This is a genomic window from Rhodococcus sp. 05-339-2 (assembly GCF_002258965.1).
Taxonomy (GTDB): domain Bacteria; phylum Actinomycetota; class Actinomycetes; order Mycobacteriales; family Mycobacteriaceae; genus Rhodococcoides.
Genome location: NZ_NOYW01000019.1, coordinates 69,601 through 89,948, shown reverse-complemented (window position 1 = coordinate 89,948; position 20,348 = coordinate 69,601). Strand labels below are relative to the sequence as shown.

The following is a 20,348-nucleotide window of genomic DNA, read 5'->3' as shown; positions in this document are numbered from 1 at the left end:
TCACCATGTCGCCAACTCCGCAGCGCGCTCGGTAGTCGATTCTTTCGGAGTCGTACTCGCCGCTTGGTATCTCGCTTCCGATGCCGGAAGTAAGACCTTGATGCGGCCGACGTTGCCGGCGGGATCGCGCATGTAGCCCTCTCCGCGGCGATGCGGTGCGACGTATCCGTCTTTGCCTTCGACGGGCGATGTGTTCTCCATCAGCTCTTTGAGCAGTCCGAGATCGTCTTCCCCGACGCCGAGCCACTTCAACGATTTTTGCGCTAGTCGTCGATCCGTCTGCCGGAACACGAGCCGGGTGGGGATGAGCCCTCGCAGCGTCTCGGAGCCGAAGTCTGCTTCGGGGTCGTGCGATCCGAGCATCACCGCGGCGTCGTGTTTGCGGCCGTCTCGAATGAAGTCGATGATGATCTCGACACCTTCGCTCGAGCGCGTCAGGTGATGGCATTCGTCGAGCAGGAAGACCGCGAGGGTGTTGGGGTCCGCGAAGCAAATGCCGCGGGCGATCTGCGCGATGAGGGTGTACATCATTCGCCCTACCCGCTTCTGGAGCGACATCTGCTTGAACAGATGCTCGTTCTCCACTTCTCGCTCCGAGGGCAATTCCAGTGTGTGAGTGCGGAAGACGATGGCTCCTGCGCGTGGATTGAACGGCTCTAGGTCCGGCCGAAACAGCGCTGCTGCATAGGATTTGGTCGCGTAGACCTTCAACTTTCCGGCAAGCTCGGCAGCTCCGTCGAGGGTGCAGTCCTTCTCGAGGTGCGAAACCAGGCCTGGGGTAGTGAAATTGCCGAAGCGAGCGCGGTATTCCGGCTCGAGCACTTGAGACAGCAGTACCCCCAAACGGTCGTCGGGCTGAAGTTGCAACAGCGGCAACAGAATAGACACCGCAACTTCCCCTCCTCGTGCGGGCGAGAACAGCCGAAGAGGGTCCATCGTGACGTCCGGTGCTGCGGTATCGACGACCACCGCGTCGGTGATCGCTTCGGCCCACAGTGCGTATTCGCCCAGAGGGGTCCGGTCGACCACGATGACTTGGCCGCCGCGGTCGACGACCTGGTTACCGGTTGTTTTCAAGTAGCCGGACTTGCCTGATCCCAAGTTGCCACACACTCCCACCGAACCCGAAACGTCACGTGACGCTTTCTTGGCGATGTCGTGGTGCACGACGCCAGTGCGGGCCGAGGAAATGTTGAGTGCGATCAGCGGGCCGTCTCCGTCGCCGAGATCGTTGCGGGTGACCGGTACGTACGCGGCGAAATGTTCGGATGTGGTGATCTGCGCGAACTCGTTGCAGATCGCCGGCGTCGGCACGCCGGGTGTCATTGCCCAGAACAGCTCCTCCTGGAATCCGATCGGTGACTGCAACCTGTAGGTCGAACCCTCGAACTCCTTCGCCAGCTCGCGCTGATATGCGATGGCCGTCTCTTCGTCCGCGGCGGCGACACAGAAGACGGTGGTGGATTGCACTTCCATCTCCATTGCGTCCGCCTCCAGAAGCGCGTTGTATTCCGCGAGGGCGACGGCAGCGTCGTCGAGGACGCTGCCGGTGCTCAATTCGTCTTCTCGCTGGGTGTATTGATCGTTCATCTGCACCAAGGCGCGGCGGTTCTTCTTCAGAACCTCCGATGCAGCGGAGTTCTTGAACCGAATTGCCCAGTCGACATCGACGCCGCCCAGGTTGTCCGCGAGGGTCAGGTACTCCGAGCCTGGAAACAGCGTGCCGCCCGAAGGAGTGGCGGCGAGCACCAGGAAGCACTGATAGCTGGCCGGCGGTGGCGTTACCTCCCACGGCTGGTCGACTTTGAGCACACGCGACAAGGTCGGCGCCTTGGCCCGCCAGCCCGATTCGGGGCGATCGCTTTGAGCCCCTTCGTCGAGCCGCGCGGCAGTGAAGGATCCTCGAGCAGTGCCTGCCGGATGATCTAGAGCGGTGGGCATGTCGGTATCGAGGCCGAGGCCGCGCTGCAGAGCATGTTGGTGCAGCCACACCATCTGGGAGGGGGTTGCGGGGGTCGCATCGTAGAAGGCAGGGATGGCCGCGGCGATCTGCGCGGCCTGAGCTGCGCGGCGTTCTCTCTCCTCGACGGGAATCGACGAGGGCGGCATCCCCAGCAGATCGGCCACCGAGGACCATGCGGCGGACGTTGCGGCCTTGACGGTGTCACCGAAGCCGTGGTTGGCCAGGGGGATGGACAGCCAGTAGATTCGCTGGCCGGGTCGGATCTCCTCCAGGCGGTCGATCGTGGCGTCGCATTCGTCTGCCCACGCGGGATGGAGATCGAGATCGACACCCCGTTCCATGCGCTCGACGATGGTCATTGGGTCCAGACTGACCGCGACACTGAGCAGGAGAGATTCGCCAGGAAGAGCGCGCAGCAACATCTTGTGCATCGCCCGCGCGGTCTGTCGGTCTTCGATCGGCCGGTACCCGTACGGGATTCCGGTCAGGACGTAGTCCGCCCAGACGACTCCGGAGCGGGTCCAGCGCAAGTTCGAGGTGACGAGCCGGTTCGGTTGTTGCATTACGCCTTCTCTCGGGTCGGGGTGGGGGCCGCTGCAGCCATGGCAAGCAGCTGCTGAACGCTGCTCGCCGGTGCCAGGTTGGCGACGCCGAACGCTTCGGCCAGGGCTGGACTCTGCGAGCGCTGGCGTTCGCCGTCCGATCGCGGCCGGGCTGGCGCTGGTGCGATCTTTCGCTCCGGCCGCGGTTGGGTCAGAGGTCTGAATGCTGGTGCGGCCGGCGCTGCGTTGTCGTCGAGCTCCACCGGTGCCGCGGCGTTCTCTACTCGATCGCTGGATGCTCTGATGACTGCTGGTTCACTGATAGCAGCGTCGTGGCTTGGCGGGGTGTCGAGGATGATCACCGACCCCAGTACCGCGTGAGGGCGTTTGATCCGGATCGGCTCGCCATTGATCCTCGACGGTGACATCGCCCCGGTAGCCGCGCGCCCGACACCCCGGACTACTGAGATCGGATTCCGTGCTCCCTGCGGCAGCCTCCCCAACGCCCACAGGGTGCCGCCGGTGACACCGAGGAAGATGACACCGTTGGTGATGACACTGCCCTGCGCCCACAGCGACTGGGTCAGCCACAGCAGTCCGCCTGCAATACCCGCGCCGACGAACTGGGTCAGGGTGTAGGGGCCACCGGGGATCTTTCGGCCGTCTGGCGCTTTGCCGATCAGCTGCGGAAAATTGCGCGCTTTGGTGAACATCTTGACCACGCTCCGCGAGGAGGCCTGCTGTTCGGTCATGGTCGGTCACACTCCTGCGGGGGTCGTTGAATCGAGGTGTTCGTGAGTTGGCCGAGCAGTGTCAGATGAACGCCGCGATCGGATCGGGCACCACGACGACCTCGCTGCTTTGTGGCGAGGCGGAGCCGGGAAGCTCGTCGCCGACACTGTCTTTGACGGCGGTGATGTTCCACATCACCCAGATCAGTGCCCCGCCGACCACGATCGCCACCAGTGTTTTGGCAATGGCGAAGTGACTTTTGAAAGCAATCGCGGCGATGAACCCGGCGACGCCGACGCCCACGAGAGTGCGGATGAGGCCCTGCACCTCCGCACCTTTGTTGTTGGCCCATTCGATGATTCCTTCGGCGACGACGGTCGACGACGGATCGGCCAGGATCGAGGTAATGGTCATTGTTCGTACCTTTCGGATAGGGGGAGCAGAGCGTCAGTTCGGTTGAACGGGCGCTGCGGGAACGGAGGAGGTAGTGCTGGCACCAGTCGAGGTCGGCACCGCAATGGTTGGGGTTGCTGCGCTGAGTCCGGTCGAGTTCGCGAGCAACGGCATCGGGTCGAGCGCGGATACTTCCCACCGGCCACCCCGGGCGATCGCTGTCAGCGGGTATTGCACGGTCGAGGTCTGCGCTCGGTCCGTGGCTGTGACGGTCGCGGTGGCGAGCACCCGTACCGTCGCACCATCTGCCGGGGATCCGGACGCACCCGCCGAGAAGTCGGTGTCCGAGACGAGGTCGGTGATCTGGACACTGGTGTACGGCGCGGGGGTGACGGCACGGATCGGTGTGCCGGGTGAGGTGTAGCGAGAAATTTCTCCGGCACCGGCAACCATTGCCGAGAGGAACTGGCTGATCGACTGGGTGAGCGAGTGATCGAGGCCGACTCGGAATCGGTAGCCGAGTGTGAGGTCACCGCCGGTTGCCGGGGCCGCCACAGCAGCAGGGACTGCTGCAGCCCGCGCGTCGTCTCCCACGAACACGACAGGGACCGAGAAGTATCGACGTTCCGGCTTCGTCGCCGGGTCTGCCCCGATCGGAACCACCGAGACCGACACAACGATCGCGTAGTTCTGGCCGGCCGCCTGTAGCGGTCCTCCTTGCGATGTCGATCCTGTGGGACCCTGATTTCGCGCCGGCGGGTCGATTGCTTTCACGCTCGCGATTCGAGGTTCGGACGCGGTATAGCTCGCCTGAGCCGGAAGCGACATGCCGTCGGTGCGGACGAAGCGCGCGAGGGCTTTCTCGTCTCCTCGCTTGGATTGCAACCACGTCAACACGAAGTCCTGCGCGAGGTCGGTCGCTGCTGCTTCGCGGGCTGTGTCGATGACCGTCTGAGGGTTTGCCTTGCTCTGGATCGGCGTCGTGGACCCGACGCCGGCCAAGACGAGAACCAGTGCCACCACTCCGGAGCCGATCGCCGCGAACAGACCCCACTTCATCGCCTTGGTCGCGACCGCTTGCTTGCCGGCCCACTGATGAAGCTCGGTGGCCGGCGCAGCTTCTGTCGGCTTGTTCGAGCCCTTCTTACGGAGATGGATCTTCATGAGATCTCCTCGTGCCGAGACGGCTCGACCGTGGCGGGTACGAAGCCCTCGTCGACCAATCGCAGAGCGCCTCGACCCCGGGTCGCCATCATCCGTTCGAGCGCTGCCCGCGCCTGCTCGGCCGGCTCACCGAGCACGACCTCGCGGACGCGGCTGGCGATCTCTGCGCTGAGCGGATTGTCGCCGAGTTGCGCCGCGAGGCCGCGGATCTCTTCGGACACCGAGTGCACGCGAGCGGTGTCCGAGAGCAATGCGGCCGACGGATCGTGGTCGTCCATCCGGGGTCCTCCTGTCGGTAGCCCGCCGTGTACGGGCTTCTGAGAACAGGTAGATCCCTTCGCGGGCGGGTCTGTGACAGAGGCGACCGGAAATTTCTCGAACTTTTTTTCACCGCCCCGCTGCGATTCGTCGGGCTGTTATCACCGTCGCCGTGTAACCGCAGGTCACAGCGGTCTATGTCGAACGCGGGGCGCTGCCGTTTTCTGGTTCCGCCGGACCCGGCGGGTATAACAGCTCCGCCTTTTCGAGTAAGAATCCGCAGCTCAGCGGATATAAGGCGCTGTTTGTGTCAGAGGCGATCGAACTTCAGTTGCCTCTATCAGGAGCGCCCCAGTGACCTCGCCGCAGCCTTCCTCGCATTCCTCCACCCCACTCGGATACAGCACATCGCTGTTTACGACGATCAACGCCGAGTGGACCAATCTCTGTGTCGACGCTCTCGCAGGCCGCGAAGTCCGCACGTGGGCCGATCGACACCCCGCATGGTCGTCCGCTCGCTCCGTGGCCGACATCGCTGAGCTTGCCGCTCAGGACAGTGACGCCACCCTGTCCCTTCTGCTCACCGAGCACAGTGCAGGCAGCGCCCTCGCCGGCACAGTTTTGGTCCGGTTGATGCTCCCCAAGCTGGTCCGAATCCATCGCTACGCGCGGCTGGACGGAACCGATCACAGCCGCGAAGAACGTGCCTCGCGTACCATCGCCGCGTTCTACGAGGTGATCGCTTCGCACCGTCCCGGCGGCACTGGGATTGCCGGGGCACTCTCGCTTCGGACGCTGGGTCTGATCACCAAGACCTGCGAATCTGCGGTGGAAACGCCGGCCGAACCCGACCAGCTCCACCGGGTTGCCGACGGATCCGATGACCGCACGACCAGCAATCCGGGGGAGGTATCGGCACGGGAATTGCATTCGGTTCTTGCATGGGCAGTGCAGTCCAAGACCATCACTGCCGACGAGCACTCACTTCTGATCCGTGCATATCTCGTCACCGAAGGTGCCGATCTCGCATCGCTCGCCGTCGAGGAGAACTGCTCACCGGCAGCCCTTCGACAGCGCTTGAGCCGCGCTGTCGCGCGAGTCCGCGACGGAGTAGCAGCACGCACCGGCAACACTCCCTCGCCGGGAAAGCGGACGTTCTTCTACACCCGATCACACCATGAGTCCGCCTTGGCGAGCTGAAGTCCACCTGCACCAACCCCGCTCTCACCTACAAAGGACGCACATCATGACCGCATCTCGTACACGCAAGAGGATCGTTGTCAGCGCAGTCGGGCTCGCCGTCGCTGCCAGCATCGTCGTCATTCCCTCCGCCATTGCCGATCCGCAAGCCGGTGCTCCGGCATGCCCGGACAACATCTTGGTGGCCATACCCGGCACCACGGAAACCAACGAGCAGGCCGATCCGAATGTGCCGGTCGGAATGCTCCGCAACGTCGTGGACCCACTCGACTCCGAGTTCTCATCCCAGGAACTGCAGACATACACAGTTCCCTACGTCGCGACGATCGTGAACGACAAGGCCCAGACCTACGGAACCAGTAAGAAGGAAGCGATCGATCGCGCATCGCAACACATCTCCGAGAAGGCAGCCGAATGCCCGAGCACCAAGTTCGGGCTGACCGGCTTCTCCCAAGGGGCCGACGCCGCGGGAGATCTAGCCAGCAAGATCGGAAACGGCGAGGGCCCGGTGAGCGCCGATCGCATCTTTGCCGTGGGCCTGATGGCCGACCCCGGCCAGAGCCCGACCGCCGGCGTTCAACTCGGAACCAAGACCACCGGCAACGGCTTCGTCGGTGCGCGACCCAAGGGATTCGGAGCTCTCAACAACGTCACCGCCAGCGTGTGCGATCCCGACGACACGTACTGCAACACCCCCGACGACGCCATCGCCACACAGTTCATCGGGCAACTCGGATCGAAGATCGACGCCACCGATCCCGCGTCTTCGGTCGCCGGAGTCGTCACCACGCTTCTCGGTCTCGACGGCCAACCCCTGACCGACACGCTCGGCAAACTGAACACCGCAGTGACCACAGGCAACATGCTCACCGTGCCGCAGCTCGCACTCGACCTCGCCGGCAACGTCTCAACACTGAGCGCAAAGGTCGCAGAAATGACCATCCCCGGGGCAGACATCGCCCCGATGGCCACCACCGTCTCGCAGCTCACCGATGCAATCCACCGCGGTGACATGTTCGCCGTTCCGGCACTGCTGGCGACCCTCACACCCCAAGTCATCAGCTTCGCGAGCCAATTCAGTTCGATGATCGGGACCGTGGTGTCCAAGCTGCCTATCAACGAGTACATCGCGATCGGCACCACCGCAGCGCGGATCTCCACCAACGCCGCGGCCCAGAACTATGTGGCTCTACCGGCCGATCTCGGCAAACTCGTGGGCCAGGTCAACAACGCGGTCCGCAAGACCCTCCGCGCACTCCCCCTCGACGAGTTCCCCCTTTTGAACCGGCTGGCCGATAATCTCACCCCAGGCCGCGTGCTCGACGAGGTGCTCAACTACGCCACCTCGCTCGCCACCGATTCGCACAACTCCTACGCGAACGAACCGATGGCCGACAACGGTCGAACCGGAGCGGACGAGCTCACCAACCTCTTCCGCACCCGCATCACCAACCCCACGGCACAGATTGCTTCGTAGCCGACCCACCTCCCTACTCGAACACAAGGAACCGTCACGATGCTGACAGAGCTGGACGACCCCGACACCGACATCGCTGTCCGCATCGACGTGCACGACGCTGGGGGTACCAAAACGTGGCACCCCCAGCGCGACGGTCATCTCCTCCTGAACGCCGATCCCGCGGCGTCGACGCACCTCGCACACACCCTCGCCGACACCCTCAGCGGCCACTCTCCGCACGTATGGATGATCACTGGCCCGTCCAGAACCCCCACGTTCTCGACCACCGCGGACACCGACCCGGACCCTGTCGACATCATGGATTCCGTTTGGCGATTCACAACCCAACGCAAAACTCTGATCGACAACGGTCAAGCCACAACCCACGACTTCACCCCCGCATACCTCGTCATCGACTCCCTCGAAGGCGTCGTAGACACCCTCCGCCTCACCTGCAACCGCAGTCTCCAACTCCTGTCCGTCCTCGCTCACCGCGGACACCGCGCCAACGTCTACCTCGCCACGATCACCGATCTCAACGCCCCACGCATCTCCGAAGCGTTGCGGAATTTCGCTGAGCCTCGTCTGCGAGACCGGGACTGTCTGAATAACGGTTGATCCGCTGACCTTGCGTGGCGCGGCCTCACGGAACCGGTGCCTGGTCAATCACGCCACGGAACGAAGGTGGGATTCGAGCGTTCTGATCCGTTCCCGGCCTCGGCCGATGTCGTAGCGGGAAGCTCCGTGCGGCAAAGCAAACTCGATGTTCAGTCGACCGCCATACCCATGGACGATGTAAACAGGAAAGGAAAACCCAGCTGGCGCGGGCCGGCAGTCCTCGAGTTTGAGTCCTGCGGGCGATCGCAATGGTGGAACCGTGCCTCCATTGGTGCAACGAACCTCGTTGGGTTCAGGCAACAGCACTGCCATCTTCGCGGCTGTCAGGGCTTCACTTTGGAGGTGGCCGGCGGCGAGATCGATGTGCAATTCCTCATTTAAACTGCGAGCCAGATCCACGATTTCTACGGACTCGGCCGTAGCCCGATAGACGGGGAAGCCGACAATATTTGTTCCCGCGGTGGAATCCACTGCAGGTGTGACGTGAGGCCTGAGGTCCACAATAAAATGGTAGGCGATGTCGGCGAGCCGAACACTTCTCAGATCTGACTCGGTCCGCATGATAGCGGCAGATACTAGGCCGTTTACCGTAACTCCATGGTGACGTCCGAAGTCGATGAGCCCGGTCGTGACTCGCCTGCTCAAACGACAACGCAGTTGGGTCATCGCACGATGTGGCTCGGTATAGCCAGCCGTCGGCGGCCTGTTTAATGCCGACTCTAATGGTTCGTCATTGCCGACATCGGGTGTGTCGATTCCTCTCTCGGAGAACAGCTTTTCCAGCGACTCGGGATAGCCATGAACAACCGCGTCAGGGGTCTTTCCTTCCACAATGTCGGTGTAGAAAGACCACAGATCGCTGAGCAAATCTACAGAATGGCGACCGTCGGCTATGCAGTGGTGGGTTAGTAAAGTCACACTCGCGCAGGCGGAATCGCCGACGACGTGTAGCCCGGAAAGGGCGCGGCCCGCACTGAGGTTCACCCCGCTCAGCGGCTGACCGGGATCCCCTGTGTGCACGCTGAGGCCGGGCAGCGGACCGGATGGTTTGACGATCATATGGTCTCCATCGATCGTCTCCACGTGCGCAGCCAACACAGGATACGAGCGTCGCAATGTCGCAAATGCCGCCGAGAGCCCCGATATGTTCAAATCGCCGCGAGCCCGCACCGAATACCCGATGAAAACTCCCAAGTCGACGTAGAGCGCCTCACTGGGAGCGAGCCCCCGAATAGAGTAATCCACAGTCACCACAAATTCCTGTCACTTAAATTGCTGTTCGATAGGGGACGTGCAGCTCGATGATCACGAGCCCGGCACCACCAGGAGCGTTTCTGATCATGGGATGGCCTCGGGAGATGGCGCGAACGAGCACCAAAACTAGAACTCACGAAGGTTGTCACGTAGATACACCGACGAATATCCCACCCGCGTTCGCCCAATTCGTTGTAAAGCTGGCACGAGGCCGTCGGTAATCTCAGCGATGAATCGGCGGGTGAGCGAGTTCGACCCGGTATAAATCAAGAATCCGTCACCGCCTACCTCGTCGACGATCTCCCCCATGCGCTCCGCTACGTGATCAGGCGTCCCCACCAGTTCGATAGACGGAGCGAGGTAATCAATGGTCAGCTCGCGCAGAGTTTTACCGCTACCGTGCTGCAGGAAGCTCTCCAGTGATGACTGCTCGCCATTGGTTGTCAAGTCTTGCGGAGGTACTTCGTCGAGCGGAAACTGAGAGAAGTCGATGTCGGTGACGAAAGACAGTTGCAAAAGAATGTTTTCGATGGCCCGGTCGCTGGTCATTCTCCGTTTATTCGCGGCCTGAGCCTCATCCATAGTGGCACCGAGTACTGGCATCGCGATGAAGAGAACCTTGATGTCGTCAGGGTCTCGACCGTGTGCCTGCGCCCGGTTACGGACATCGTCACGAAACTCCCGCATCGTCTCCACGGTGTTGACGTTGGCAACAATCGAGTCGGCGTACTTCGCGGCGAAGTCGCGGCCCTTGGGGGATCCGCCAGCTTGGACGAAAACTGGTTGCCCATTGGGTGGGTGCACCGTGTTGAGCGGACCCGCCGAACGGAAATGCTCCCCAGTGTGGTTCACTGCCCGAACAGTGCCGGGCGCAACATAAGTCCCTGACTCGCGGTCACGGACGATGTTGTCTCGATCCCAGGAATTCCATAGATCTCGGACAAGGTCGACGTACTCATGTGCTACCTCGTAGCGCTTGTCGTGCGGCAGCAGACGATCCATGCCGAAGTTGCGCGCGGCCTGATCTTGACCGGTGGTGACGATGTTCCATCCAAAGCGCCCACCAGCGATGTGGTCGACCGTAGAGACAGTGCGTGCCAGCATGTATGGGGGATAGAAGGCCGTCGACATCGTAGCGATTACGCCTATGCGGTCGGTCGCGGCCGCGATCACCGACGCCAACGGCACTGGGTCGTGTTTCGGCACCCACAGGGCGTGTTTCAGGTACGCATCGAAGGATCGCCCGTATGCATCGGGTACCGACACCGTGTCCTCGAACATCATGTAGTCGAATCCTGCGCGCTCTAGCGACTTCGCCATCTCGACATAGAATCGGCCATCCCATGGCTCTTCAGGCGGCGAGAAGTCGCCGGTGAAATCGTTAGCAAAGAAACCGACAAACCAGCCTAGGTGAAATTTTCGTACAGACATCGACGTGCCTCCAAATTTCGTATACGGACGAACTGGGTGGAACGTGAGCGATATAGAATGCACCGAGGACGGAGCAGATCTACCGGCCAGGCAGAAGTCCCACTAATTAGGGTGAGCGAATGGCCGCGATAGCCCCCTCGATGTCTTTGCAGACGATTACGCGAGACCGGGTTGCGGGGGTGATAAATCCTTCGACGGCAGCGTGCTCGATGTAGGAGAGCAAGGGGCGGTAATACTCGTTGTCGTTCAGCAGTACACAGGGTTTATTGTGAAGCCCCAGGTGTGACCACGTAAGGACCTCGAAGAACTCTTCTGCGGTTCCGACACCGCCGGGGAGGGCAATGAATGCGTCACCGAGTTCGGCCATGAGAGCTTTGCGTTGGTGCATGTCATGGACGACGTGTAGTTCTGTCAGTCCATGATGCGCAGCCTCGGGTATCGCAGTGAAGCTCTCAGGGATCACGCCAACGACGGTTCCGCCGGAGTCCAAGGCCGCGTTCGCGAGGGTGCCCATGAGGCCGACTCGGGCGCCACCATAAACGAGGCGCAGCTTCGATCTAGCAATCGCACGCCCCATCCCCTCTGCGAGCTGTCCATATTTGGTCCCGCGCCCTGGCATAGCTCCGCAGAAGACCGTGACGCTCTTGGGGGTCGGGCGGGCCTGTGCCGAGACCGTAGTCGCGGGCATTGGTCGAAGGTTCATCAGTCGAATGACATTCTGTATCCAGGGGCGAGGATCCTGTATGGGTCGAAGCGACGCTTAGCCCGTGCGATGGCCTGCCATCGCGAACCGAAGTGCGTACACCAATCTCCCGGTGACATGGGGACAGCATTGACTGCGTAGGCCACCCCGCCTACATCCCGAGCCTGTTCATAGAGCAGGCGGTTGCTGGCAATCATTCGGGCTTCGGCCCCTGGGGATGCTGTTCGAAGTACGGCCAACATGAAGAATGTGTCGCAGTGAGGAATCGGAATGAACGGTGCGGTGATCGGTGTTGTTGGAATCGGGTAAACCATGATCAGCCCGGAGTTTCCTAGGTCATCCGTCAATGAGGAGCTGGTAGTTTCGATGAACTGCTCGATCTTGTCTGCCGGGATCAGCAGGCTGGCCCATGGATGTGGATAGAACCACTCACCTGTGTGCCGAAGATCAAGCTCCTGATCCGCCATACGGTTGATAAAGTCACCATAATCTACGTCCGAGTTGTATTCGGCGCACGAATCGTATTGGAGCGATGACAACAGCGCATCGTCGTCTGGCCTTCGTGGTGGGGTGAAGTACTTGGCTAGGTCCAGTCGATAACGTAAGTGGCCGTCGGCATCGACACGAATTCGTCCTTGTACATGGTCGAATAGTCTGTTGGACATGGCGCGGAGTTGGTCGCCAAGGAATACGCCGAGGTTGGAATACTGCAATTTGTACTGTCGAACCGACTCGTGAGCAGCGGTCAGACGGATTGTCGCGTTGACGATTACGCCGAATTGACCGAGGCCGCCGCGCACGGCGTCGAAAAGTTCACTGTTCGATACGGCGGAGCATTCCCGAAAATCTCCCGATCCGGTAACTACAGCAAGAGAGTCCACGTTGTCGGTTTGCAAGCCAAAGCCGTGACTCGATCCCCCGAAGCCGCCGACCGAAAGCGTTCCGCCGACGGTGGTCCCGAGATAGTCGGTGAGTACCGGAGGGGTTTGCTGGCGGCTGAGCGTGGCAGCGACCACGTCGCTCCATCGCACACCCGCATCGATCGTGGCCTGCCCCGATCGAACGTCGTGGACGGTGTTGAACCTTTTCATGTCCAGCACGACTCCGCCATCTGCCTGGCATTGCCCGTAAGTCGAGTGTCCGGATCCGCGCACCGCGAGCGATAGGTTCCGCGCCGCGGTGTAGCGCAGGGCTTCCTGCACGTCGGCCACGGTCCGTGGCACGACAACGACGGACGGTTTCGCATGGATGCAGTTTCCGAAATCAGCCCCGGCGGATGTCAGGTGCACGTCGTCGGTGTGCCAGATCCCGCTCATCTGGCGGTCACACCTGGGGCACCGAAGGTTCTTAAAAATATTTCCTGCTGAAGGACGCCGTGCTCGACATACCGGCCACCCATTGATGCCGCCAGTTCGTCGAGCACCTCCGTGGTGAGGTCTCGGTTGGCCAACTCCTCTGGTGTTACGGAATGCGTGGCGCACCAGTCGAGTACACAGTCCAGACCCGCAACCGAGGCTATGAAGTTGTGCTGATCGCCTAGAACCCACGCTTCCGCCAGTTCGGTGAGTAAATTCCTGCCCGTTGAATCTCCCCGTAACATTTGTCGTGCCCTTGCGCACTGCTGGGCAAAGTAGTGTTGCCTATCAGGAATAGGCATAACATTCACGACAGCTGGGAACGGTAGGTTGGATATCGTTTGCGCGAATCGAAGAATGAGCGATATCGAACCGCCCTCCATTACCACCGCTTCGCCGCGATCAACGTACGAGGTCAGTACTTTTATCAGCCGGTCAAAGGCCTCGTCCGGATCGAAGTTGCCCTGATGTATGGTCCGGTTGTCGAGCCAAACGCGGTTGAGCCCTTCCACTTTCGCGTCGAACGCTCGACCACTGGTGACCAGGAGATCGGAGTAACACTGGATACGGTCGGCAACAACAATCGGAGCCGAGTGACTCAATGCCAACTTGCTCGCTTCGGCGCTCTTTCCAATTCCGGTGGCACCGACGATTGCGTATACGCCGGGTTCCCATCGCACCCGATCAAACCTTGCTTGCGTCTGTGCCATGGTTGATTCCTTCATCCCGATTCCTTTCTCTCGCGGGTCGTGCTCAGCCGAGGAAGGAATTGATCGAATTACTCAGGGAACGGGCGTCAAGTCCGTGAATGTGGTCGTGGTCGTCGGGGGTTCCGTAGTGGCGATCTTCCATCTCACGTCGAACGCCCAGGGAGAGCAGCCGATGGGGATGGCTGACGAGACTGGACGAGACTTGGTGCGCCGAGGTGCCTGCCAGATAGGGCTCGACCAACACGACGTTCGGACGGTTCACGGCTTGCACCGCGGCACACAGGCCCGTGGCGTCGAAGGGGCGAATCGTCGCCGCGTAGAGGATGGTTACGTCGAGCATGGAGGTTGCCGACAGCACCGCATCTAAACAGGGCCCGACTGCGAGGACGACTCCGCGGGTGCCGTACTTGATAGGTGTGAACGATGTCCCTCGGACCGCATGGGGGTAACGGTTGACCTGACTCGACAGCCGTAGGTAGACCCGTCCATCGCCTGGTAGCGATTCGAGGAGAAGATCGGCGGCCTCCTGTGGATGGCCTGGCACGTGAACTGTCCAGTTGGGCATCGAATCGATGACGGTGATATCGCCCGGGGTGAAATGGGAGAAGGCGAACTCCGACAAGTCGTAGGAGGCTCCCCAACTGACCAGGACTGCGCCGACATCTTGCTGGGCGAAGTTCAGCTTTATTTGTTCAAGAGGCCGCTCGACGAGAAAGGCGGCGACTGTGTGTACCACGGGTCGCATGCCACACATGGCGAGCCCGCCGGCTACCCCCATCATCAGCTGTTCCCTGATCCCTACGTTGATCACGCGGTTGGGATCTGCGATCGCGGCCGCTTTGAAGAGGTGGGCTCCGATGTCGGCCAGCACAACTACGGCGCGGGGGTCTGTTTCCAATGCACCAGACATGGTCGTTCCGAATGCGGTCCACATGTCAGTGTGGTTGAAGGACTTTGGTTCTTGCGTGTCTGCGGAATTCATGGCGATTCATCTCTGCTGAATGGACGAACGGGCCGATTGCCGAGTCACGGTGGCGACCACCGCGAGCGGTCTGTCGTTGTGATCTCGATTCAGTGCCGCAGCGATCTCCTCATGGTCAGCACCGTTGATGTTGATTGTGTCCCAACCCTCACCGTCGAACCGTTTATCGATTCCATGCGGCCAACCCATACTTGCCGTGCCGTTGTCCAGGACGATGACCGTCAGTTGGTTCAAGCGCGCGCGTCCTGCAAAAGCCATCGCCTCGTGGTTGCTGCCCTCATCGAACTCTCCATCGCCGATGAGCACGAAGACTCTCGGTGCGTGACGATTTTGTATACGGAGTCCCATCGCGACGCCCACTGCGAGCGGCAAGCCATGGCCGAGCGAGCCACCCGACATTTCTACACCCGAGATTTTGGTTCGATCCGGCGCGAAGCCGAGTGGTGAGTTCTTTGTCGCCCAGGTATCGAGGAGCTCTGGTCGGAGGAACCCTTTGGCCGCAAGTACCGCGTAGTAGGCCATCGGGCCGTGACCTTTGGACAGCAAGAAGCGGTCCCTGTCGTCGTCGTCGGGGCTCTCGGGGGATACGTTGAGGATTTCGTCGTAGAGTACCCACAGCACGTCCATCGTCGATGAGGATGAGAACGAGTGCCTTTCGTCTCCCCGCATACGGGAGATCAGAGCAGGCAGATCGTCATAGCTGAATTCGGTTGGCTCTTGTCGCATCGCATTCTCTTCGAAGCGGATAGCAGTAGCTGGGCAGGAACGTGCAGCCGCGCGTACCAGCGAATGGTTGTCTGGGGAAGGTTTGTCCACGAGCAATGTGACTGTGCCGTCGTTACTCTGCTCGAAGACCTCGGGCGCGACGAGCACGCACTGACCGGAGCCGAAACACCTCCGCTCGTTCACGACGACTTTCATGACCGCTCGCTTCTCACCACGTCAGCTGTAGTTCTTCGAGGCCGAGAACAATGCTGGCGGAGCGGAGCCGAACGTCGTGCGAGGGTGAGAGGGCTAGGTCGGGAAAGCGCCTCAGTACCGCCGGCACGGCCGTGCGCAGGGTCATCCGAGCGAGTGAATGCCCAAGACAGAAATGGACGCCATGCCCGAAGGCGAGGTGACCGGCTACTCCCCTGGTGATATCGAGGTCGTCGGGTCTGTCCGTCAGATTGCTGTCGCGATTAGCGGCCAATAGGGACGGGATGACGAAAGATCCTGCCGGAATGGTCACCCCGGCGATTTGCACCTCGGTTACTGCCATGCGCGGTGGCTGCGAATGGGCGACCGACAACCACCGCAATAATTCCTCAATTCCGGAATTGACGCAGTTCGGGTCCTCGATCATCATGGCGGCTTGTTCCGGGTGATGCAAAAGGGCCAGTACACTGAGGCCGATCATGCTTGCTGTGGTCTCGTGTCCACCGAGCATGATCAGACTGATGATGCTGATAAGTTCGTCGGTGCTGAGGTTGTCGCCAATCTTGCGCGCCAGAATTCCCAACAAGTCGTCACCGGGTTGTTCCTGCGCACGGGTAACCAGGGTGGCCATGTATCGACGGTCTTCTCGCTGGGCAACCGCTCGTTGTTCTGCAGATGCCGACAGATCCAGGAGGCGTGCTGTTCGATCTCGCAATTCGTCGCGATCGGCATAGGGCACTCCCAACAGCTCACACAGTACGAGCAAAGAGACTGGTAGCGCGTAACGGTCCATAAGGTCGGCGGGTTGCCCGGCTTGCTCGAGACCATCCAATGCACTGTCCACTATCTCTGCGATGCGCGGCTGCAGGCGACTGAGCCGGTGCACTGAGAACTCCGCAGCAAGGATATGACGCAAGCGGGTGTGGTCGGGGGGATCGAGTCCGATGAGGTTACCGGCGCGCATGGCGGCTAGTTCATCTTCAATCACATCGCCGCCGCTGGGTATTGCGAACATTGGCGTGTGGGCGTTGCTGAACCGGTTTGAGTCTGCGAAGATTCGCCGGACGTCTTCGTAACGGCAGACGAGAAAAGCCGGGGCCCCGTAGAGTTCTCCTACTGGGATAACACCGTCGCGGTCACGGACCTGGGCGAGCTCTTCGGTCGGGTTCAGGCCGTTGCGTCGCATTTCTAAAGGTAAATCAGCCGTTCCGGCCATACCGGAATCCCTTCGATTGTTTGTAGAAGGACGAAGTGGCGCGCCGATGCCGAGGATCGCTGGCGCGTGGATAACTCGGATATCTCAGGCCACCGCTACAGACGCTCGCACGCGATAACCAAGTAGTCGATGCTGCGTTCGCGGAAGCCCTGGAGGAATGGTTCCTCGACACCTGTGCGCAACGCTGCCTGGTTGCGCAGGTCCCAGTACGGGATGGCTTCGTCGGTGTATCGCTGAACGTGATACGGCACCAGACCATTTGCTGCCAGAGTTTGGAAATAAGTACTGCGGGTGTGCATAGCGCACTGATATTCTTCGTCGATCAACCGTGATGCCTCGGAACGCTCAGCAACTACGTCGTTGCGGCACCAGGTGACTGCGACATAGCGGCCGCCGGGGCGCAGCAACCGGGCGAACTCGGTGAACGCCTCCCCTAGGTCGACACACATCGTGGTTTCGTTGGAGACGATGTAATCGAAGGTGTTGTCCTCGAAGGGGGCCTGAACCATGTTTGCGAAGTGGAATTGCACACGGTCCGAGCTCCCGCGTTCACGGGCCAACTTCTCTGCGAACTCGACATGGTGAGCGCAGTAGTTCACCCCGTCTACCCGGCAGCCGAATCGATCAGCGATTGTGAAGGTCGTTCCGCCTCGCCCCGATCCCGCGTCCATGACACGAGAGCTCGGTGAGACCTCCCCTAATGCATCGACGATAAGGTTGATTTCCAGCGACTCCATCCGGTGAAGTTCGCGCAGGATCAGTGACTCCCGCAGCTCCGCAGGTGCAGCGAGTACAGAGTGATCGTAGTCACCGATTCCGTAGTGGTGGTGGTACAAGCCGTCTTCAGTGCCCAGCAGCAGGTTGATATCGTCGGATTTTTTGGCATCCCAGTAGCGGCGCTGCTGTACGTCATGCTGGCCGAGGACTGCCACGTCGAGGTTCGGCATTTCAGGCTCCTTCAAGTTTGTGGTTTCCGGGTGGATGTCTCAGATGCGTTCGGCCGCAATCACTAGGTAGTTCAGTGAACCGTCGCTGTAGCCGCTGAGGAACGCATCCTCAACGCCGGTGCGGAGTTTGCTGTTGTTGCGTAGCTCCCAGTACGGCATAGCTTCGTGTGTGTACTGAGCCACGCGGTACGGAATCAGGCCGTTTGCCGCGAAGGCCTTGAAGTAAGTGCTTCGGCGGTGCATTCGGCATACGTAATGTTCATCGATCTGCCTTGTCGCGTCCGAGCGTGGGTCGACTGCGTCGTTGCGGCACCAGGTGGTCATTACGTAGCGACCGCCCCGTCGCAGTAGGCGGGAGAACTCGGCCATTGCTTCGTACGCGTCGGCGTACATCGTCGTCTCGTTTGAGACCACGAAATCGAAAGTGTGATCAGGAAATGGTGCCTGCAGCATGTTCCCGAGGTGGAATTGAACGCGGCTATCCCAACCGCGTTTGCGTGCGATCTGCTCGGCGAACGCGACGTGATGTTCGCAAAAATTGACGCCGTCGATTCGGCTCTCCGTCGCTCCAGCGAGACGAAAAGATGTTCCCCCGCGACCTGACCCGGCATCCATGCCGCGAGAGTTGGGCGGCAAAGGACCGAGGGCGTCGAGGATCAGTCCGACTTGATCATTCTCCATTCGATGCAACTCTCGCAAAATCGCGTTCTCTCGCTCCTCACCTACGGAATCCAGAATAGAGCGGTCGAAATCGCCAATCGCGTAGTGATGGTGGTAAAGATCATCATCAGCGCCCAGTAGGAGATTGATGTCATCGGTTGTTTTAGCGTCCCAGTGAGCTTTCAACTCACGTTCATAGCTATCGCGCGCATATTGATCTGCCGAGATCATCACAGTCTCCTTCTTCGGTTCTCCCCATCATTTCTGTATCTCAAGTCGACATGTCGAATGAACCATTGCGACCTGCAAGGTCGGCGACTTGATGATGTCTTCGACGCTACTTATCGAAATTAATTGCGGAAATACCTCCACAGCTCTTCGTCGCGAAGCGACAAAACTTTGGCACCGTGCGACAAGTGGGGTCGAAGTCCCCTACGGGGTCCAGTGCAGGTAGGCACCCATCTGCGCCGGCCGTGAGGAGACCATGGAAGCCGCAACCGGCCAACGATCAAGTCCTCGGAGTCGGGCCCTCCAAAGTCGACAACGACTACAGCCACGTCTACCGCGAGAACCCGCAGATCAATCGTCTTATGCCGTGAAGGCGATGCCCCGATCGGCGCGAGTGCGCGCGGACGTGACGGAGTTGCGTGGTAGCTACCGTGGACGGATAGCCGGACCGTCACTACCTCGAGCAAGGTCAAGAATTTTGTCTTGATGAATCCGTCACCCGGTCGTGTACTTGTTGCCCAGCGAGTTCGATCACGTCGACGCGGCGCGCCGGTACGAGAACCTTCGTTCCGGTCTTGACCACTCGGAATTGATCGGTGGATGTGTTCTCGAATTAGCTGGGTTCCGCGTAAAACCTTCTGAATTCCGAAGGCGAGCAACCCTTCAACTCGCGAAATAGCCGAGAAAGTCTCGACTGGTCACTAAGCCCCCACCGCGCACTGATGTCGCCTATCGGTATCTGTTGTAAGCTTGGGTCGATCAAATCGGCAGCGCACCTTTCAATGCGCTCATATGCTATATAAGCGGACAGAGTTCGCTCCTCTCGCTCGAAAGCGCGATGCAGCTGACGAACCGATACATGTAGTTTGCGCGCGAGTAGGTCGGGATTGAGCGTGGGATCAGAAAGATTCTTCTCGATCATCAAGCGCGCCGTCGCTACGAGGCCGGATTGCTGGTCAGGCGGTGCGTGGCCATGGGGCGGGTGCATTCCTTCCCACGCCAGTAATCGAACGGCTGAGATGACATTATGAGCCGTGAACGTGTTCAGCATTCCAATTTCTCTCGAAGTAGAATGTAAAGTATCTGAGAGTATTTTCCCCGTACCTTCAGCGTTTGGCACAACGCGAAGACCTCGACCCGAGGCGGCGTCGAAGTCTTCTCTTGAGCCCACCCTCTGCCGTAACGTGACTACCGCTAAACAGCTGGCACGGGTTACAGTCATTGTATAACTGTAATCGCTATAGTATAGGCCAATGCCTCCACTCTTCAGCGATATTTGGACGCCGTTCTGCGACAGAATTACTTCGCCCGATAAGACGTATTGAATCCTCACGGAGAATCGTGGATCGGCTTCGAGATCAACCTGTCGACGAGTAATTTCTCCTGGTCCGCACCGAATCGACGCTAAGCTGTCCCCATCGACTATTCGCGCAGTGAGTCGTGTCATACACTGTCGTTCAGGCGCGTGACACGCGGTTCCGTACACGGTGTACAGCTCGTGACTACGCTCTTCGCTAGATGCGTGGTCGGAAGTTTTGATCAGAGTTGTGGCATTGCGGTCGTTATGGGCATTGTCTCGGAACCTTTTTGAAGGTTCTCTATCGGTTGCAGCCAT

At 60.3% G+C, this 20,348-nt stretch carries 19 protein-coding genes; 3 read left to right on the top strand and 16 right to left on the bottom strand.

The window, feature by feature from the left end; genetic code table 11:
- From CH273_RS22395 to CH273_RS22375, 5 genes are all read right to left on the bottom strand, one after another.
- Window positions 1-2,526 (bottom strand): ATP-binding protein, encoded by a 2,526-nt coding sequence (locus tag CH273_RS22395; protein ID WP_015586146.1) that lies wholly within the window; start codon window positions 2,524-2,526, stop codon window positions 1-3.
- Window positions 2,526-3,257, bottom strand: coding sequence for a hypothetical protein (locus CH273_RS22390; RefSeq protein ID WP_015586145.1), 732 nt, complete (start codon window positions 3,255-3,257; stop codon window positions 2,526-2,528). The genes CH273_RS22395 and CH273_RS22390 overlap by 1 nt, the downstream gene beginning before the upstream one ends.
- A 61-nt stretch (window positions 3,258-3,318) precedes the next feature.
- The gene (locus tag CH273_RS22385; RefSeq protein WP_015586144.1) at window positions 3,319-3,651 is read right to left on the bottom strand and encodes a hypothetical protein; all 333 of its coding nucleotides are present in this window, start codon (window positions 3,649-3,651) and stop codon (window positions 3,319-3,321) included.
- A gap of 33 nt (window positions 3,652-3,684) precedes the next feature.
- Window positions 3,685-4,794, bottom strand: coding sequence for a conjugal transfer protein (locus CH273_RS22380; RefSeq protein WP_015586143.1), 1,110 nt, complete (start codon window positions 4,792-4,794; stop codon window positions 3,685-3,687).
- Window positions 4,791-5,072, bottom strand: coding sequence for a hypothetical protein (locus tag CH273_RS22375; RefSeq protein ID WP_015586142.1), 282 nt, complete (start codon window positions 5,070-5,072; stop codon window positions 4,791-4,793). Before CH273_RS22375 ends, CH273_RS22380 begins: the two co-directional genes overlap by 4 nt.
- 334 nt (window positions 5,073-5,406) lie before the next feature.
- Between CH273_RS22375 and CH273_RS22370 the strand changes: the two genes are divergently transcribed.
- Genes CH273_RS22370 through CH273_RS22360 form a run of 3 tightly spaced genes read left to right on the top strand, consistent with a single transcriptional unit; the run spans window position 5,407 to window position 8,329 of the window.
- Entirely contained in the window at window positions 5,407-6,252 is an 846-nt protein-coding gene (locus tag CH273_RS22370; protein WP_015586141.1) for a hypothetical protein, read from the top strand.
- Window positions 6,253-6,298: 46 nt separating this feature from the next.
- Entirely contained in the window at window positions 6,299-7,729 is a 1,431-nt protein-coding gene (locus tag CH273_RS22365) for a cutinase family protein (protein ID WP_015586140.1), read from the top strand.
- Window positions 7,730-7,768: 39 nt separating this feature from the next.
- Entirely contained in the window at window positions 7,769-8,329 is a 561-nt protein-coding gene (locus CH273_RS22360) for a hypothetical protein (RefSeq protein ID WP_015586139.1), read from the top strand.
- A 48-nt stretch (window positions 8,330-8,377) separates the two neighbouring features.
- Here the strand turns inward: CH273_RS22360 and CH273_RS22355 are convergent, their stop codons facing one another.
- The 11 genes from CH273_RS22355 to CH273_RS28510 form a co-directional block, all read right to left on the bottom strand.
- The gene (locus CH273_RS22355; protein ID WP_032365006.1) at window positions 8,378-9,580 is read right to left on the bottom strand and encodes a phthiocerol/phthiodiolone dimycocerosyl transferase family protein; all 1,203 of its coding nucleotides are present in this window, start codon (window positions 9,578-9,580) and stop codon (window positions 8,378-8,380) included.
- 129 nt (window positions 9,581-9,709) lie between these two features.
- Window positions 9,710-11,014 carry an NtaA/DmoA family FMN-dependent monooxygenase gene (locus tag CH273_RS22350; protein WP_015586137.1) on the bottom strand — a complete coding sequence of 435 codons (1,305 nt, stop codon included), beginning with the start codon at window positions 11,012-11,014 and terminating at the stop codon, window positions 9,710-9,712.
- Window positions 11,015-11,120: 106 nt separating this feature from the next.
- The gene (locus tag CH273_RS22345) at window positions 11,121-11,702 is read right to left on the bottom strand and encodes an LOG family protein (RefSeq protein ID WP_202902193.1); all 582 of its coding nucleotides are present in this window, start codon (window positions 11,700-11,702) and stop codon (window positions 11,121-11,123) included.
- 14 nt (window positions 11,703-11,716) lie between these two features.
- A complete protein-coding gene (locus CH273_RS22340; protein WP_032365005.1) occupies window positions 11,717-13,033 on the bottom strand; it encodes an FAD-binding protein in 1,317 nt (438 codons plus the stop codon).
- On the bottom strand, window positions 13,030-13,797 hold the full coding sequence (fas4, locus tag CH273_RS22335; RefSeq protein WP_015586134.1) for an adenylate dimethylallyltransferase Fas4: 768 nt from the start codon (window positions 13,795-13,797) through the stop codon (window positions 13,030-13,032). The genes CH273_RS22340 and fas4 overlap by 4 nt, the downstream gene beginning before the upstream one ends.
- 28 nt (window positions 13,798-13,825) lie before the next feature.
- Window positions 13,826-14,764 carry a transketolase family protein gene (locus CH273_RS22330; RefSeq protein ID WP_015586133.1) on the bottom strand — a complete coding sequence of 313 codons (939 nt, stop codon included), beginning with the start codon at window positions 14,762-14,764 and terminating at the stop codon, window positions 13,826-13,828.
- Between the two features lie 6 nt (window positions 14,765-14,770).
- Window positions 14,771-15,685 carry a 4Fe-4S domain-containing protein gene (locus CH273_RS22325; protein WP_080730063.1) on the bottom strand — a complete coding sequence of 305 codons (915 nt, stop codon included), beginning with the start codon at window positions 15,683-15,685 and terminating at the stop codon, window positions 14,771-14,773.
- A 13-nt stretch (window positions 15,686-15,698) separates the two neighbouring features.
- Entirely contained in the window at window positions 15,699-16,898 is a 1,200-nt protein-coding gene (locus CH273_RS22320) for a cytochrome P450 (protein WP_015586131.1), read from the bottom strand.
- Window positions 16,899-16,993: 95 nt separating this feature from the next.
- Window positions 16,994-17,845 carry an SAM-dependent methyltransferase gene (locus CH273_RS22315; protein ID WP_032365004.1) on the bottom strand — a complete coding sequence of 284 codons (852 nt, stop codon included), beginning with the start codon at window positions 17,843-17,845 and terminating at the stop codon, window positions 16,994-16,996.
- A 39-nt stretch (window positions 17,846-17,884) separates the two neighbouring features.
- Window positions 17,885-18,736 carry an SAM-dependent methyltransferase gene (locus CH273_RS22310; protein ID WP_015586129.1) on the bottom strand — a complete coding sequence of 284 codons (852 nt, stop codon included), beginning with the start codon at window positions 18,734-18,736 and terminating at the stop codon, window positions 17,885-17,887.
- A gap of 610 nt (window positions 18,737-19,346) precedes the next feature.
- Window positions 19,347-19,655 (bottom strand): helix-turn-helix transcriptional regulator, encoded by a 309-nt coding sequence (locus tag CH273_RS28510; RefSeq protein WP_368665489.1) that lies wholly within the window; start codon window positions 19,653-19,655, stop codon window positions 19,347-19,349.
- Window positions 19,656-20,348: the final 693 nt, after the last annotated feature.

Excerpts from the sequence above, each read along its gene's own strand:
- CH273_RS22395 (WP_015586146.1), bottom strand. The coding sequence starts at position 2,526 with ATGCAACAACCGAACCGGCTCGTCACCTCGAACTTGCGCTGGACCCGC.
- CH273_RS22390 (WP_015586145.1), bottom strand. The coding sequence starts at position 3,257 with ATGACCGAACAGCAGGCCTCCTCGCGGAGCGTGGTCAAGATGTTCACC.
- CH273_RS22385 (WP_015586144.1), bottom strand. The coding sequence starts at position 3,651 with ATGACCATTACCTCGATCCTGGCCGATCCGTCGTCGACCGTCGTCGCC.
- CH273_RS22380 (WP_015586143.1), bottom strand. The coding sequence starts at position 4,794 with ATGAAGATCCATCTCCGTAAGAAGGGCTCGAACAAGCCGACAGAAGCT.
- CH273_RS22375 (WP_015586142.1), bottom strand. The coding sequence starts at position 5,072 with ATGGACGACCACGATCCGTCGGCCGCATTGCTCTCGGACACCGCTCGC.
- CH273_RS22365 (WP_015586140.1), top strand. The coding sequence starts at position 6,299 with ATGACCGCATCTCGTACACGCAAGAGGATCGTTGTCAGCGCAGTCGGG.
- CH273_RS22360 (WP_015586139.1), top strand. The coding sequence starts at position 7,769 with ATGCTGACAGAGCTGGACGACCCCGACACCGACATCGCTGTCCGCATC.
- CH273_RS22350 (WP_015586137.1), bottom strand. The coding sequence starts at position 11,014 with ATGTCTGTACGAAAATTTCACCTAGGCTGGTTTGTCGGTTTCTTTGCT.
- CH273_RS22345 (WP_202902193.1), bottom strand. The coding sequence starts at position 11,702 with ATGCCCGCGACTACGGTCTCGGCACAGGCCCGCCCGACCCCCAAGAGC.
- CH273_RS22340 (WP_032365005.1), bottom strand. The coding sequence starts at position 13,033 with ATGAGCGGGATCTGGCACACCGACGACGTGCACCTGACATCCGCCGGG.
- fas4 (WP_015586134.1), bottom strand. The coding sequence starts at position 13,797 with ATGAAGGAATCAACCATGGCACAGACGCAAGCAAGGTTTGATCGGGTG.
- CH273_RS22330 (WP_015586133.1), bottom strand. The coding sequence starts at position 14,764 with ATGAATTCCGCAGACACGCAAGAACCAAAGTCCTTCAACCACACTGAC.
- CH273_RS22325 (WP_080730063.1), bottom strand. The coding sequence starts at position 15,685 with ATGAAAGTCGTCGTGAACGAGCGGAGGTGTTTCGGCTCCGGTCAGTGC.
- CH273_RS22320 (WP_015586131.1), bottom strand. The coding sequence starts at position 16,898 with ATGGCCGGAACGGCTGATTTACCTTTAGAAATGCGACGCAACGGCCTG.
- CH273_RS22315 (WP_032365004.1), bottom strand. The coding sequence starts at position 17,845 with ATGCCGAACCTCGACGTGGCAGTCCTCGGCCAGCATGACGTACAGCAG.
- CH273_RS22310 (WP_015586129.1), bottom strand. The coding sequence starts at position 18,736 with ATGATCTCGGCAGATCAATATGCGCGCGATAGCTATGAACGTGAGTTG.
- CH273_RS28510 (WP_368665489.1), bottom strand. The coding sequence starts at position 19,655 with ATGATCGAGAAGAATCTTTCTGATCCCACGCTCAATCCCGACCTACTC.